The 14,957-nt window shown below is 35.9% G+C and carries 20 protein-coding genes; 11 read left to right on the plus strand and 9 right to left on the minus strand.

The window, feature by feature from the left end; translation table 11 throughout:
• The first annotated feature begins 123 nt into the window (after nucleotides 1–123).
• Nucleotides 124–1,158, plus strand: a complete 1,035-nt coding sequence (locus ABM34_RS08750) for a hypothetical protein (RefSeq protein ID WP_048705062.1) — start codon at nucleotides 124–126, stop codon at nucleotides 1,156–1,158.
• Here ABM34_RS08750 and ABM34_RS13245 read toward each other — a convergent pair.
• Complete coding sequence (locus tag ABM34_RS13245; RefSeq protein ID WP_157023279.1) at nucleotides 1,069–1,860, minus strand: zinc metalloprotease; 792 nt, start codon at nucleotides 1,858–1,860, stop codon at nucleotides 1,069–1,071. The genes ABM34_RS08750 and ABM34_RS13245 overlap by 90 nt on opposite strands.
• 193 nt (nucleotides 1,861–2,053) lie before the next feature.
• Between ABM34_RS13245 and ABM34_RS08755 the strand changes: the two genes are divergently transcribed.
• From ABM34_RS08755 to ABM34_RS08770, 4 genes are all read left to right on the plus strand, one after another.
• Nucleotides 2,054–3,190 carry a helix-turn-helix domain-containing protein gene (locus tag ABM34_RS08755; protein WP_048705064.1) on the plus strand — a complete coding sequence of 379 codons (1,137 nt, stop codon included), beginning with the start codon at nucleotides 2,054–2,056 and terminating at the stop codon, nucleotides 3,188–3,190.
• A gap of 254 nt (nucleotides 3,191–3,444) precedes the next feature.
• On the plus strand, nucleotides 3,445–4,890 hold the full coding sequence (locus tag ABM34_RS08760) for a hypothetical protein (RefSeq protein ID WP_157023281.1): 1,446 nt from the start codon (nucleotides 3,445–3,447) through the stop codon (nucleotides 4,888–4,890).
• A gap of 88 nt (nucleotides 4,891–4,978) precedes the next feature.
• Nucleotides 4,979–5,968: a hypothetical protein gene (locus ABM34_RS08765; RefSeq protein ID WP_048705067.1), complete on the plus strand. Its 990-nt coding sequence runs from the start codon at nucleotides 4,979–4,981 to the stop codon at nucleotides 5,966–5,968.
• 206 nt (nucleotides 5,969–6,174) lie between these two features.
• The gene (locus ABM34_RS08770) at nucleotides 6,175–7,083 is read left to right on the plus strand and encodes a hypothetical protein (RefSeq protein WP_048705072.1); all 909 of its coding nucleotides are present in this window, start codon (nucleotides 6,175–6,177) and stop codon (nucleotides 7,081–7,083) included.
• Here ABM34_RS08770 and ABM34_RS08775 read toward each other — a convergent pair.
• Nucleotides 7,037–7,855 (minus strand): zinc metalloprotease, encoded by an 819-nt coding sequence (locus tag ABM34_RS08775; RefSeq protein ID WP_048705074.1) that lies wholly within the window; start codon nucleotides 7,853–7,855, stop codon nucleotides 7,037–7,039. The genes ABM34_RS08770 and ABM34_RS08775 overlap by 47 nt on opposite strands.
• A gap of 137 nt (nucleotides 7,856–7,992) precedes the next feature.
• Between ABM34_RS08775 and ABM34_RS08780 the strand changes: the two genes are divergently transcribed.
• Entirely contained in the window at nucleotides 7,993–8,598 is a 606-nt protein-coding gene (locus ABM34_RS08780; RefSeq protein ID WP_048705076.1) for a zinc metalloprotease, read from the plus strand.
• Nucleotides 8,599–8,659: 61 nt separating this feature from the next.
• On the opposite strand, the gene ABM34_RS08785 is transcribed toward ABM34_RS08780, so the two are convergent.
• Complete coding sequence (locus tag ABM34_RS08785; RefSeq protein WP_048705078.1) at nucleotides 8,660–9,235, minus strand: zinc metalloprotease; 576 nt, start codon at nucleotides 9,233–9,235, stop codon at nucleotides 8,660–8,662.
• A gap of 314 nt (nucleotides 9,236–9,549) precedes the next feature.
• Between ABM34_RS08785 and ABM34_RS08790 the strand changes: the two genes are divergently transcribed.
• From ABM34_RS08790 to ABM34_RS08800, 3 genes are all read left to right on the plus strand, one after another.
• Nucleotides 9,550–9,960: a hypothetical protein gene (locus ABM34_RS08790; protein ID WP_048705080.1), complete on the plus strand. Its 411-nt coding sequence runs from the start codon at nucleotides 9,550–9,552 to the stop codon at nucleotides 9,958–9,960.
• 22 nt (nucleotides 9,961–9,982) lie between these two features.
• Nucleotides 9,983–10,429, plus strand: coding sequence for a hypothetical protein (locus ABM34_RS08795; RefSeq protein WP_048705082.1), 447 nt, complete (start codon nucleotides 9,983–9,985; stop codon nucleotides 10,427–10,429).
• Between the two features lie 67 nt (nucleotides 10,430–10,496).
• Nucleotides 10,497–10,883, plus strand: coding sequence for a hypothetical protein (locus ABM34_RS08800; protein WP_048705084.1), 387 nt, complete (start codon nucleotides 10,497–10,499; stop codon nucleotides 10,881–10,883).
• Between the two features lie 148 nt (nucleotides 10,884–11,031).
• Here the strand turns inward: ABM34_RS08800 and ABM34_RS08805 are convergent, their stop codons facing one another.
• Nucleotides 11,032–11,352 (minus strand): hypothetical protein, encoded by a 321-nt coding sequence (locus tag ABM34_RS08805; protein ID WP_048705086.1) that lies wholly within the window; start codon nucleotides 11,350–11,352, stop codon nucleotides 11,032–11,034.
• A 76-nt stretch (nucleotides 11,353–11,428) separates the two neighbouring features.
• Nucleotides 11,429–11,716 (minus strand): DUF1634 domain-containing protein, encoded by a 288-nt coding sequence (locus tag ABM34_RS13595; RefSeq protein ID WP_157023366.1) that lies wholly within the window; start codon nucleotides 11,714–11,716, stop codon nucleotides 11,429–11,431.
• A gap of 43 nt (nucleotides 11,717–11,759) precedes the next feature.
• Here ABM34_RS13595 and ABM34_RS08810 point away from each other — a divergent pair, with 43 nt between their 5' ends.
• Together ABM34_RS08810 and ABM34_RS08815 are read left to right on the plus strand one after the other, a co-directional pair.
• A complete protein-coding gene (locus ABM34_RS08810) occupies nucleotides 11,760–12,029 on the plus strand; it encodes a type II toxin-antitoxin system Phd/YefM family antitoxin (RefSeq protein WP_048705088.1) in 270 nt (89 codons plus the stop codon).
• Nucleotides 12,029–12,295 carry a Txe/YoeB family addiction module toxin gene (locus ABM34_RS08815; RefSeq protein WP_048705090.1) on the plus strand — a complete coding sequence of 89 codons (267 nt, stop codon included), beginning with the start codon at nucleotides 12,029–12,031 and terminating at the stop codon, nucleotides 12,293–12,295. Before ABM34_RS08810 ends, ABM34_RS08815 begins: the two co-directional genes overlap by 1 nt.
• A gap of 50 nt (nucleotides 12,296–12,345) precedes the next feature.
• Here the strand turns inward: ABM34_RS08815 and ABM34_RS08820 are convergent, their stop codons facing one another.
• Genes ABM34_RS08820 through ABM34_RS08835 form a run of 4 tightly spaced genes read right to left on the minus strand, consistent with a single transcriptional unit; the run spans nucleotide 12,346 to nucleotide 14,952 of the window.
• Nucleotides 12,346–12,711, minus strand: coding sequence for a DUF1634 domain-containing protein (locus ABM34_RS08820; protein WP_048705091.1), 366 nt, complete (start codon nucleotides 12,709–12,711; stop codon nucleotides 12,346–12,348).
• Nucleotides 12,711–13,556, minus strand: coding sequence for a sulfite exporter TauE/SafE family protein (locus ABM34_RS08825; protein WP_048705093.1), 846 nt, complete (start codon nucleotides 13,554–13,556; stop codon nucleotides 12,711–12,713). The genes ABM34_RS08820 and ABM34_RS08825 overlap by 1 nt, the downstream gene beginning before the upstream one ends.
• Nucleotides 13,557–14,033 carry a hypothetical protein gene (locus ABM34_RS08830; protein WP_048705095.1) on the minus strand — a complete coding sequence of 159 codons (477 nt, stop codon included), beginning with the start codon at nucleotides 14,031–14,033 and terminating at the stop codon, nucleotides 13,557–13,559. It abuts the gene before it with no gap.
• Between the two features lie 10 nt (nucleotides 14,034–14,043).
• Nucleotides 14,044–14,952 carry an alpha/beta hydrolase gene (locus tag ABM34_RS08835; RefSeq protein ID WP_048705097.1) on the minus strand — a complete coding sequence of 303 codons (909 nt, stop codon included), beginning with the start codon at nucleotides 14,950–14,952 and terminating at the stop codon, nucleotides 14,044–14,046.
• Between the last annotated feature and the right edge of the window lie 5 nt (nucleotides 14,953–14,957).

Genomic DNA, 14,957 nt, shown 5'->3' on the forward strand with positions numbered 1-14,957 from the left:
GGGTATTGATTATTTTGATCAATACCCTCTAAACCGTCTATCCGTCTGTTATCACTCAAGATAAAATGATATTATATTATAAATTAACAATTATATTTATGTTTATACTTGGGGGATCATAAAATGAGCAAGAGTGCGAAAATTGGACTAATAAGTTTTCTATTAATACTAGCCGTATTTGCTGGTTACTTTTCATACACGAGTTATTCAACTACTAGTGTGAATCATACATCCAAAACAAGTCAATCAAATACATCAACTGCAAACGCAAATACCTTCCACAAACCTAAAAAAAGTAAAATCCACGAAAATGAATTTTTCGTGGATACTAACAAACCTGATAGAATTATTGCTGTAAACCCACACGGTTCGAAGGGTGTATACCAATATCGGCAACAAGCCGATGGAAAAATCTATCCTGAATTCAAATTCTTTAATGGTTCTCTTCAACAAGTGGGCGGTAAGTTAATCGTCTCACCCACAAACTCGAAGAGCCCGTCTGAATCATTTGTTTATGAAAAACAACCTGACGGAAACTATAAGGAACAACATACAAATGAAACTTATATGAAGTATGATGGTTTTGCTGAAAATAACAAACCACATAAAAACGGCAGTGCATATCAAGACACTATTAATGAGGCATTAGACAATCCTTCTGATCCATCACATGGGGCAAACAATACAGAACCTTTTAAAACTGATGATAAATATATCTCGTACAGACTTAAGAACGGCGATTACTACCAACCCTTCACAGGAACATACTATGGTAAAAATTGGGCAACTTTCGATTATGCTTCATTTGACCCTAACGACAAATCTAAGCTATCTGATAACTCAAATCGCGTAATGAGTTATAAGCAAAACAATGTAACAGAGCTCTCGGAAGATGAAATAAAGGTATATAAATCTGACTACAATTCCAATAACACTTTATTTTCAACACTTGGACCCAATGCAGGAGGCCATGTAGTCGACCCTTCTAAAATTGAGTCAAATGAAGATTGGGGCTATATTGATGACCGTTCGACCGATGAAATAAATCTTACCTATGATTCCATAAAATCATCCCAAGTCGGCCAATCCGAATACATGCCCGAACTCGTGCAAGATAGTGTGCCGTCTGGCGCTACTGTAACCAGCTTGGTTAACTAAATCTGATGACAATGTAATATGGCATTTAATCAATATTTCTTGATACGTATCATCAATGGTGTATTTCCCATCAAGTCCATTATCCAACGGATTTGTAGAAGAATCATTAATAGTTATTCGCGCATCATTTGGACTATTAACTAATCTGAAATGAACTGGATATACCTTTTCCCATTGAGTAAAGGCTGACTTGATATCATCGACCACTTCTGGATTCTTTGTTTCGTTATAAACGGTTATATCATTTGGATGTAAAATCGTTGTGTAACGAACACTGGTGGAATTGAAGTACAGACTTTTATCTGTATTAAGGTCAAACAAATAATAATGATAAGCATTTTGACCTTTATAACCAGGGTCTCCAGACATAATATAATCCAACATTTCGTGGAACATCGTTGGAAACCTATTATATATATCCCGCATTGTGTAAACACCAGGAAATTGTTCATGCAACTTTGAGAGATCTTTCAAACCATGAAACTTTTCTGATTGAATTGTTTGTAAGAGATCATCGTCTTCATGAGTATATGGATATTTTCCATAATATTCATTTCTAGTAAAGTATCCATCCTTATTTGTAAGCTCAATAGTATTCCCCTGATCATCTATTACCTTCTGAGCATTAACGTTAGAACTAGTTATTTGAACTGTGAATGTGGCAATCAGCACAGCAACAATTGAAGCAAGTTTTATTTTCATAATTATATTCCCCTATTAATAATATTTATATTTTATCAAACTATTCAAATCACTAATAGCCATAGGAGCAGATATCTACTAATAATGATATCTGCTCTTTTCATCTCCAAGTTGATTAATCAACTCCAAATGAACTCTGCTATTATATAAATATACTTATCATGATATAAATATTATACTCGGGTCGATAAAAATGATAAAAAAAGAATCTACTACAAAAGTAATATTGTTATTGCTATCTGTACTAACTATCATATCTCTGGTGTATTTAAAGATTGTCTACATTAAAACTCCAGACCAAACAGCGTACTTTCCATTTTATAAGTCGATGACCTATTTGGAATACGCGGAAACAACAAAACCAGGATTTTTTGAATTCGTGGCGTTTATTTGTATTTACATTGCTTACGTTTTCCTATCCTTCAGCCATTGGTCGGAAAATACTAAACATACTTTACTTTATGTCGGAATTTTTCAGTCCGCACTGATTGCCATACTCTGCATCAACCTAATCACCTTTCAAATCGTCAATCGCGACATTCGGGTTATCCCAGGTATTACGCTGCTATTATTAATTTTGAGTACCGCACTTACAATTTATGTAGGAACTAGTAAAACTAAACAACCAGTAACTCCCATAAAGCAAAGCTATGAGGGGCGTGAAGAAATCACTCCCTCAGCCGATATTCTTCGTGAGAAACGTGAGGAGGCTCAATTCACTCAACAGCAACTAGCTGATGCTGTTCTTGTCTCCAGACAAACTGTCCACAGATGGGAATCCGGAAAAACTTATCCTGATCTTGAATATATGATTCGAGTCGCACAAGCTCTGGATTTCCCAGTTACTGAATTTTGGGACGATAACAGCGAACAAATGAATGACGAACTTGCTGGAGGCTTACGTAAGGGTAAAATTTATAAGAAAGCTGCCTACTTTTTACTGTCATTAATTATTGTTGTGCTGGCTGTTATATCTGTCGCATATATTGGAAAAAATGCGCAATCACCTTATCTTGATCGAATTAACCCTTTTATTAAGGAAGAGATTGGATATGTTCTCGTGCAAAAATCCGGTCGACAAAAGGTTGCCGCCATCGATAATGAATTTGGTGCGGGAAGTGTGGTAACAATCAATGGTTCTTACACTGGGAAAGATGAATTCGTCAAAGTAGTTCACAAGGGAGCTTACTTGGAATCGGAATATCGAAATATCAGTAAGTCATCTGTTCCAAAGCCAATAATTAGTAATTTGTACTATATTAGCCATTTTGATACCCCAACGAACGGACTTCAGAAATTACAACTCTCTTATCATAAGAGAGATATATAACCATTTACTAAAAAACTAAATAGCTCAATCTTCAATTAAGGATGCTGAAAAGCATCCCTTTTTTTTATCCAATCTTATCGTTATAACGAAGATGTACCACCTTTGATTCTTGTTGCACCGCCATTTCTCCGTAGTATGAGATTTGTAGTCACGAGGAGGCTACATGAAATATTATGAGGGGGATTTAAGAAAAGCTGGTTCAAACTCTTTTGATTTATCAATCAGTATCTACTAGATTTTCAAGTTACAAGATTATGAAAACTAATATTATGAACGAACAAAGCCCACTGTATAAAATTTTTACAGTATTAATGTTCGTTGTTTCATTCGTCTACTTTGGTGTATTCAGATTTTTCGTTGTACCTTCAGGAGATGATTACTTTTGGTGGGGACCATCTGGTACCTACTTGTTACATCACATGTTCTACGGGCCACAGGCTACTTATGGTGGAAGTAGTAATGGCCGCTACATTGGTAATACGCTAGAAATATTTACGATGCACAACTTATGGTTAGCGATACTTATGTACGCAATCTTCTGGACTCTACTATTATGGGGATTTTGGGAGCTTTCAGGACCAACGTTTTTATCGTTAGTTCTATCGTTCTTGTTTGTATTCACACTACAAGACGGATTCTTAAATAACATCTTAGTTTGGAACGCTGGATTTATTAACTACGTTCCGCCAGTCGCAATGATCCTGGTCTATATTTGGATGGTCGACACCAATAAGGACAAAAAACCGAGTCGCATCATACCGCTGTGTACGTTGATTTTAGCTTATGTTATTGGTCTCTTTACGGAAACACTGACAATCGCGTCAATCGTACTGGGAGTTTTAGTAATCCTATATTTCAACAAGAAAACTAAAGCGTTCCACATAACCTATTTAGTCGGTGCCATCGCTTCAGCAATAACCATGTTTATGCATCCTGGTTATCACGAACACAACCTTTATCACACAACCACATTCAATCTATCAGAGATCTGGCTTAACTATTCAAAAATTACACACTTTTGGCTGATAACATTTAACCTTGCACTATTGGTAGGCCTTTTATTAGCAATTGTCCTTTTGGCAGTTCAAAGTGATTTTTCAATTTTGAAAAAAATATCAATAACGCTGATATCACTAGTATTCTTAGCCTATTACATCGGCATCAACATCTATTTAAAACAATTGAAACTAAATTATATGTACGGATATACCAAATTCAATACAAACCTTGCAAATATCGAGGGAATAATTAGTTTACTGCTCGTGACATTCATAGGTTATTGCATATTTATATTTTTCAAAACCGACGCAAAAATGTGGCTCTACTTCTTAATGACCGGCGTGATTATGGGACAATTACTGTTCGTTTCAGCACCCATCAATTGTCGTGGAAACTTTGAAACATACGTGTTCATGTACTTAATTGCAATGCGTTTTGTCATCGCTGCGGCAAAAAACATCAAATTTAGAAATTTATTTACCGGTTTATTATCGCTAACACTTATCGTCGTTGGAGCTGGCTACATGAACGTCATGAATACAAATTACAAGGTGAACTCAGTCCGTGTACAGGATCCGAAATTTTACACTGGAAAGGCCAGCGTTAATAGATACGTACCTTATAGAAAATTCATCTGGGTCAATGACCTCAAAAGTCAACAAGCCCCAGCCTATTGGAAAGAATACTTTAATATTAAATAGATACCAGTCCATACCAAATGATCAATTTAACATTTGAAAATCATTTTATTAATGTCAAAATATAAATATAGTTAAAGGGAGAGTAAATATGAAAAAGTTATTAGCTAGTGTTTTAGTCGGGGGATTGGCGCTCACAGTTGTAGGTTGCTCCAATACTTCTAATAATTCTTCATCACAAGGTTCAAAAACTGGGACAAGTCAAACATATTCAAATACATGGAAATCCGGTGTACCAAGCCAATACAAAGGATATTATGGACGAGATACTGATGCTTTTGGTGAAAAAACATTTGAACCAGTCAAATTTTTGGACAATGAGATGACCTATGGTCTCGGAGATGCAATGTTGTTAAAACACGTCGAATACAAACAGATTGCAGAAGATACTTTCATCATCCATGGCTCAAATAACCAGTATGACACCAACAATTCTGATATTTATTTGAAATTAGTTTTCAAGAAAACTGATGGTAAAACGTCCCTTGGAATGGCAAGTGACAAGACAGGCGGCAGTGCTATCTCATCATTCTCAAAGACAAAGAAGTTAAGCACCAAGGGGATGACCTGGTACAACTCATATTCTAAAGCTGACTTCGAGAGACTCTCTGGTCAATCAACTTCTTCCGATGACCAAAGTAGTTCAAGTAGTGACAGTGAAACATCGTCGAAATCTTCTTCAAATAGCTCAGATGGGACTAAATCAATATCAGATTCTGACTACAGTGGAAAGATCTTCTGGCAAAAAGATTCACCACTTTACATTGTGTTTGGAGATCCAGGTAATAATGGAATGGATAACGCCTCAACATTCAGTATGTATAACGTTCATGATGATGGAGCAGCTTATCAGACGGCCTGGATAAAGAACGCTGAAGTGGTAACAGATGGTGACACAGTAACATTCCGAAGTTCAGATGGTAACAACGACGGCGCTGTTGATCAAGATCAAACGTTCCAACGCCTATCAAGTACTCAACTTAAACGTCGAGAAACTGGAGAAGTTTACACTTTATATAGTGGCAGCCCTAAAAGTTTAGGGGAAAGAATTAATAATGAACTTGGACTTCCTCGATACTAAAAAAACAGACTAGCCGTTAATGAACGACAAGTCTGTTTTTTATAAATCAAATTTATCTTGCACTTAAAAAGGTAGCACCAATTACAACACGATTTATGCTTATTAGCGATATACTTATTGTTATCAATAATATATTTTATCCAAACAGTTACTGTAATCTAACTTGATTGCCTACACATAAAAATTAATAGTTCAAGGAGAAAACTATGAGTAATCGTTCCAAAACCCTAATAAGTATCGGTTCAATTATTGTAATAATTCTAATTGGATATTTTTCTTATCAAAGCTATTCAAACATAAGTGTTAAAAACAGCAATCCCGCTGTTTCACAAAAGTCTAAAACTAACAAGAAAAAAATTGCTGATGCCGAAACAACTAAAAAAAGAGGACGAAAAGATACTAACGATAATGTTTTTCTGCAGGACAAAAATAATCCTGACAGAATTATCGCTATTCATCCATTCGGCTCGAATGGTGTCTATCAATATCGAAGACAATCAAATGGAAATTTATATCCAGAATTTAAATTCTTCGACGCAAAAATATCAAGAAAAGTTGGGCAACTAAAAGTCCATTCAACCGGTGACAATGCCAAATCATTTAATTACAAAACAGATTCTAAAGGAAACTACATAGATGTCACGACTGGTAAGGTTATGACCCCACTTGAAATAAATAAGCATCATTCAAATAGAGGTGATATCATGACAGCGCATACATCCAACAATTCAAACAAAGGATCAATTGTTTATCAAGATTCTTCGAATCCACAGGGTGATCATATTGATAATTCTCATCCATATTTTACTGGTCTAGTACATCTAGCCAATGGAGACTTTATTGACACACGTTACAGTGAATATCTTGGAAATAATTACAACCCCAAATACAACAGTAAGTATGCTGATAAAAGCATTGTATATGATGATAACCATATTAATGACGTTATGTATTATGCTCAAAACGACACAACTGATGTCTCAAATGAAGACATAGGATACGTCACTGACTGGAATGCTGTAGAGAATGAACCCATACACAAGTTTGACAACGGGATTCCAGTCAATCCTAATATAAATCGGGCATCCCCAGAACATGTCCAAACTCATGAGTAACTGCATGAACTAATTTTTTCTTGTCCTGGGACTTCAATAAATCTGATGACAAAATCACATCTCCCTGAACTAAACATTGTGCATAAGTTTCTGTAACATTGAATACAGCGTCTGTTGCTTGTTCGAAATATACGTCTGAATCATTTCCATTCGTTTGCCTTATAATTACTCGTGCATCTTTAGGTGAACTTACCAACCTGAAGTGTACTCCGGGTGTATCGTTCCAATTAATAGCAGCCTGATTAATAGCATTGGTTACATCTTTTCTACCAGTTTGGTTGTATACTGTTATGTTTGAAGGCTTTAAAATTGCAGAGTACTGATAAATTCCATTCTTTTGGAGCGTAAATCGCATATTATCTGTATCTAGTCCGCCATGTACTTGATTCATGTAATTGTGTATTGCCATATGTGGAGTATATTGGCTTAATAAATACAATCGTAACTGTTCTCTAGTCTTCCAACTAAGGCTATCAGGACTATAAAGTGACTCAACTTTATCTCTCATGGTCTTATATTCAAAATGATGTTGTAATTCTGAGGGCATCTGTTCATCCAAGTGGTTTAAGTAGTAAGTTGCTTCCTGATATAATCCTAAAGCTTTGGATAAGTCCTGTTCAGTTGGCATATTTACAAAATATTTATCTTGTATTTCAATTCTATTATGCTGTTCATCTGTTACAGTTTTTGCACAAACAGGTGAATAATCTGAGATTTCGATAATAACACCAAAAATAATTGCAAAAAAACAGATCATTTTTCTTTTACTCATAATCCCCGTTCATCCCTTAAAATATTTAAATACTATCGGTGTTTCATTCACTAATAATTATTTCTATATAAATAATATCCATATTGATATATCATAAGTAAAGCTAATTATATTACAACCTTTTAGAGGATAAATTAATGAAAAAATTCTACTTAAATATAACAAAATTTCTTGTTACCGTTGTTACCGCGTTAATACTACTTCCACCCAATACAGTTCAAGCAGTGTCTAAAACATTGGACAAACCTGCATATAATGGTTTACTACCAAATTCAAACATTTATGCAAACAAAAAACTGCCTTCATTAGAAAACATTAAGGTATATATCGATCCCAAACTTTCAACAAATGAAATTGAACTTGCAAAATATGCAATTGACGCCTGGGACCATGCAATATACAAAAAATTAACTTACAAATTAGTCCCCTCACCCAACAATGCTCAAATCATTTATACATCAGAAGGAACATTGACAGATAGAACTGCAGGACAAACAGTAATCTCTTATGAGGGTAATACGATAATCAAAGCCACGATTCAATTCAATTTTCACGATGAGTTACATACATATGATAAAGTTAATGTAACAAATCACGAAATGGGACACGCACTAGGACTAATAGATTTAACCGACCCAGCCATGAAAGGTAAAAGTGTAATGTACTTTAGCAATGATGGTAATGTTACAGGACCTACTCCATTTGATATCTCAAATGTTAAAGCTCTCTATAATATTAATTAGCTTTTCTCAAATCATACAAATAAGAAAATACCGGTGGTTCAACTGAGAACCATCGGTATTTTTAGTATATAGAGTTAATTGCTCTATCATCTAATGCCGTAATACCCGTATTAGGATCCTTCCACCACATTACAGTAGAGTACTTCAAACCACTATCTTTAATATCAGCCAATCCCAGCACGTGTCCAATTTCATGCTCAACAATCCGTATTCCAAAGTTTGTTAGTTTATCTGTATCAATTAAGTCACGGTTAATTTTAATAATCGCGTTAACAATCAGTTTATTCTTTCCATTTGGAATTGTCTGATTGTCATATGTCATCGCATTTATCAGGTTGTCGAATGTACCCGTGGTAAATCTGATCGTGGCATTATTTGGGTTGTTTGTATATGAGAAAGCAATTTTGTTGGTTGATTGTTGCCAATCTTTAACGCCCCACTGTATGTCTTGTTTGATTCCACTTGAAACATTGGGATCAATATATACTTTAACTTTTGTACTTTGTAACTTGTCCCCTGTTAAAAACTCTTTTGTGTTAATTGAATTTGTTGATGCGCTGACACTATTAACAGCAGCAACTCCTGTTATCAATAACATCAACGTTGTCAGAATTCCAATAATAACTGATTTCTTCATATAGACATCCCCATTCGAACTTCATTCCATAAAACTTTTCATAAATATTATAATACTTTGACTTATTCTTATTCCCTGTTTTGAAATATATTCGCCGTTATAACGACTAAACATTCCGATGTACCAGTTCTGATACTAGGATTCTCTAGTGGAAGCCGTAATATGAAGACATAAACAAACACAGGGGGTTACGGATATGAAATCTTATTCTGAATTCATTTATTCCAAAAATTATTATTCCAGTGAGTAAGTTGTTGGAACTGGGGTAAACAAAATTTCGATGAGAACAAGTATATTTTGAGGAGATTAATATAATGTATTACGCACGAAATGGTCAATGGTATCCATATAAAGAAGATGCCCAAGATTACTACATGAGACATTGGTATGGATTCATTATGCTTCTTTTTATTTCAATGTTTAAGTTGGCGTGGAACAACATCAAATCGTTTATTCATATATTTTCAGCATGGATAGGCAACGAAAAAATTGAGGGTGTAACAAAGATTGAACTAATCCAATTGATTCTTTCATGGGTTGTAACTCTATTCTTTATTATCGGAATCCTAGTTACTTCAGGGCAATCATTTACGATTTCAGATTTTATACACAATGATTACTCACAACTGATAGAACCAGTATTAGTAATAAAATTCGGCATTTGTAATGCAATCTCATATTGGCTTATGAAACTCTATATGATGTTTACACATCCAGCAAAATAAAAAATAAAAGAGGAAATTAATTATGAAAAAATTACTAGCACTTATATTCACATCTTTATCATTACTTTTAGCAGGTACCGCTGCATTATCAGTATCAACATCTCAGGCTTCAAATATTGAAACTGCACCAAGTGAAATTGCGTTTAATAATTGTCCAGAAACTTCACATCTAGTAAAAGTTTCCAACAAAGTAAATGTAACGATATCAAGCGACGACTTCGGATCTGCAGCGTGGACCTACCCAAATACTTCTAATGAAGGAAAACTCAGAGACAATTTAATGAATGTTTCTGTTAAACAAGGTGGTCTAAAATATAACGTTGGCGATTCATTTGTTGCAGCAAAATATTCAGCACTAGATGGATCAATGGCAGGACAAACTTTGTATCTAGTAAACAGACCTGACTTTCCGAATACTTTCGTTTATTTAATGCACAACAAATATGCAACCACTTTCACTGAACACTAATTCACATTTTTAATACAAGTATCAGATAATATTTTTTACAAACAAATTATACAAAAGAGGAATAATCATGAAGAAAACAATTGCCATTGCAGTCGCAAGTTTTGCACTTTTATTAACAGGGAGTTCATTAGCACCATCAATTGCTAGTGCATCAACTATAATACCCGATTATATTGATACTACTGGTAAGACTAATTATGGAGACACCTATAGGACAAGACTACAGTTGAAACAAAAAAATGTTCAATTGATGGTCACTAGTAAAGGTGGTGCCTGGGGTGAATCCGATTTTTATGGAACTAGTGGAATAATTTGGAACACGTATGCACCAGATGCAAAAATCATGGGTTCATTATATTACGATGAATTTTCAAATCAATTTGCTTATTTAATTAATGATCCAGGCACACCATATCAAACTTGGGTTAAAACAAGTTCAGTTAAGACTATCTAGTTCTTATATTTTCAACAAATTAGGTTTTTAATTCATTCAAAACTTATCCAACCTATATAAATATTTTCACGACAAATGCCACAACTCATCCCCAGAGTTGTGGCATTTTTTGAATTTCTAGATAAAGCCTTATTATTGATTTTAAATTCTACTCCTCCCCATTCTTCTCTCCAGACCTCGAATCACTCCCAGAACTAAACATCCCATAAACAAAACAAATCACACAAAGCGCCACAAAAATAATCAATATCCATTTAATTAAGAAGAATATAACTCCAATAACACTCCCAACAAGTGCGAACAAGCCAGAGAACCAAGTAAAGAACTTCCACAGTCCATAAATTACAAAGCAGAATACGATTATTGCTAGTCCTCCTAGCGCAATTTCTAGGAACCAACATACAATTGCGACTATTATTGCGACAAAGAAACAAACTACCACCACTGCAGATATGGCATTCCAAATCATAATTTCCCCCATAAATACATTTACTACTAATTTATCAAAATTAGTTACTAAAAATACAGTGGGAAAGCCTGCTAAACTAGGTATTTACACAATCTTTACACAACTTTCCACAATTCCACCCGAACTCAAAATTAATCAACAAAAAAAGCCCCCAAACCAACAAAACTGTCAGTCCGGAAGCTCCATAAATTGACACAACAACACGAAGAACTGGTGTCAGGTTCAACAAGAATATTTCTAGCATAATTACTGCATAGGACTTACCTTGTGCGATTTCTTGGAACATTGCTCCGATTCTGCGTGGCCATCCGCCGTAATTTATCCGACAAGCATAGTTCTTGATGAAGTTTATTAATAATGATATTGTTTATGTACAGCAATAGGTACATTAGGAGGCGATTCATATTATGACTGAAGAATACAAAGACGTATACACACCAACAAAAGCTAGAGAAAACTTTTTTAAAATTATGAATCAAGTAAATGAGGAAAAACATCCTGTTACTGTTTCCTCCACCAAGAAAGACAGCGATAATGATATCGTTATTATGAGTAAAGATGACTATAACGCTATGCAAGAGACCCTTTACTTAACTAACACAGAAGTCACTGAAATTCTAGCTAAAAGAAAAAATGATAAAGAATTGGATTTCGATGATGTTTGGAAAAGTCTCTAATGTACACAATAACCATTAAGTCACAAGCCAAGAACGATCTGAAAAAAATCAAGGGGTCAAAATTAGAAAAAAATTTTTTAAAAATCATAAATACATTGAGACATGATCCGTTTGAGAACTCTCGATCCTTTGAAAAGCTCGTTCCACCAATTAGCAGATTTTACTCAAGACGAATAAATATTCTGCATAGAGTTGTTTATACAGTTGATAATGAATCAAAAACAGTTACGATTTGGTATGCATATGGACAATACCAAAGAAATTAACTACAAAAAAAATCTCCTAAACCGGCAAAATGTCGATTTGGGAGATTTTTTTACCCGTTATAACCAAATATCATAGCAAATATCAAAATAATCAAAACTGCAGTAGTGATATAAACATAAAGTCGGTCGTGTTCTTTAGCGAAGGCATAAATTGACACGACTACTCGCAATACTGGTGTCAGGATCAACAAGAATATTCCTAGCATTATTACTGCGTAGGACTTTCCTTGTGCGATTCCTTGGAACATTACTCCGAATCTGCGTGGCCATTCGCCGTTGGGATAGCCTGCTCCACCGTTGAAGAAGTATAGCAAGATTCCGATGACGATAACGGCTGCGGATACTATTACTCCCACTCGGAGGATTTTCCCGATGATTAATTCTACGTCGCGCATTTCATCTTTTTTCATTTTCATTAGTGTAGCACCCCAAATCCTTTAAGAACCATCTGCATCCCCATGTAGAAAATTACGGGTACGAAGATCATTCTAATTAGTTTTGGCTTGAGCACTTGCATCAATCTGGCTCCGATCGTGGCACCGACTAGCACTCCGATTGAGAGTGGTCCGGCGATGTCTGGGCGGATTGATCCGTTGAAAAAGTAGACTGTGGCACTGGCTGCAGCAGTAACACCCATCATCAAGTTACTTGTGGCACTTGATGGCTTAAGTGGCATCTTCATAATCGTATCCATGGCGATAACCTTGAAGGCACCACTACCGATTCCGAGTAATCCGGATGCTAGTCCAGCCGCCCACATCATAATGAATCCACCAGGAACATTTTTCATGGAGTAGTCGACTTGTTTCTTCTCAGCTTTGTCATAATATGAATCTGCTAATCTTAATTTATCGACGGTGGAATCATGCCCGGTGTAGACTGCCTCGCCCTTTTTGGACATTAATTTGCGGATCATGTTGTAAGTCGAATATAGCAAGAAAAATCCGAACAGGACGTAAAGAAAGGTGCTGGAGAACGCTCCGACGAGTAGTGCTCCCATTATGGCCCCGACGGTGGTGGCGATTTCCAAGAACATTGCAACACGCAAGTTCAACATATCGTCTTTTAGATAGGCAATTGTAGCCCCTGAGCTGGTTGCGATAACGGAGATTATGCTTGCTCCGATTGCGTATTTAATATCTAACCCCATCATTACGGTCAGGATTGGCGTGATAATCATTCCCCCACCAATTCCTAGGACTGCCCCAAGCGTTCCGGCAACTAGACCAATAACGATGAATAATATCATCGATGAATTCATCTATTTAGCCTCTTTTTCTGCTTCGTCTTTCTTGTTCATGTTTTCTAGTGATGTTTCGTAGTTTCCACGCATAATAGCCATAGCATTCTTGGCTTGTGCTTCTGTCACATCCCCATCAGAAATGTGGTCGATGTGGAACTTAGATGCATTGAGTTCATCACAGCGAGTTGAGAGGTATACCTTTGTCTCAACTTCTTGATTGTCTTCGAAGAAGTGAATCACCTTTTTAGCATCATCAAATGGCAAATTGATGATATCGGATTCAAGATAAAAGTCGATTGGAAATTCAGCGTCGACCACGTGAATCATAACTTGTGACAATTTGCCGGCATCCAAATCTTTCTTCAATTGTTCGCTAGCTTTGTTGATAGACCAAAGGTCTTCTTGCAACAAGTCATCCTTGCTGACATCCAAACTAGTTTGGTTGAAGTCACCATTTTCAATACGGTCTTTGAATTCATTCATTGTAATTTTCATATAAAAACTCCTAGAGATACTTTTTTAAAAATTTATCTACAGTTGCTTGGTAATTCACTGAGTCAACATAGTAACTTCGGATGTGAACACCCTTGTCCAGTGAGTAAGTTTCCTTTGGAAAGTCACCGAATTCAAGCAATTCATCCCTCATAAAGTATGGCACAGCTGTGTCTTGTTTCCCATGCATAAATAAAATTGGTAAGTGGCAATTTTGCAGAGCCTTTGTACAGTCAGCTTGACCATAGAAAAAACCAGCACGAACTTTGGACACAATCGAAATCATGCGTAACAACCAACGGCCAGAAATATGATAACGATCTTTGAAGTGGTAGTTGACTACCTCCTCCATGCTAGTGTACCCAGAGTCCTCTATGACGGCTTTTACGTTATCCGGTAACTTTGTACCCGCCGTCATCATAACGGTCGCTGCACCCATGGAGGCACCAAATATGACCACTTTTTCGTCAGGACGTTTCTTTAGCAGCTCATCAATCCAAGCTTTCGTGTCGATACTCTCAAGATAACCAAATCCTTGATACTTACCTTCACTCTTCCCTGCAGCCTGATTATCAATTTGCAAAACATTATAACCAAGCTTGTTGAAAAGTTGCGCGTGAATATCGAGTGAACTGTGGTCAACCGCAAAACCATGCACGATTAAAACGGTCGTATTTGACGGCTTAACCGTTGGTACGAACCATCCATATAACTTATTACTATTCGAAGTAATTGTCCACTCCTCGCGAGGAAGCTTCAAATAAGCAGCAGTAGCCTCGTCGATACCAGGATCACGCGTCACATGTGGAGCGTCCGAACCCATCGCATTACTATTTCTCTTCTGTAAATACAAAAAGAGCGCATTCAAAATTAGAACAATCAGTAGCAATACTACAACTAAAATCACGATAGTCATTGTCATAAAAT

The sequence above is a fragment of the Companilactobacillus ginsenosidimutans genome (assembly GCF_001050475.1).
Classification (GTDB): domain Bacteria; phylum Bacillota; class Bacilli; order Lactobacillales; family Lactobacillaceae; genus Companilactobacillus; species Companilactobacillus ginsenosidimutans.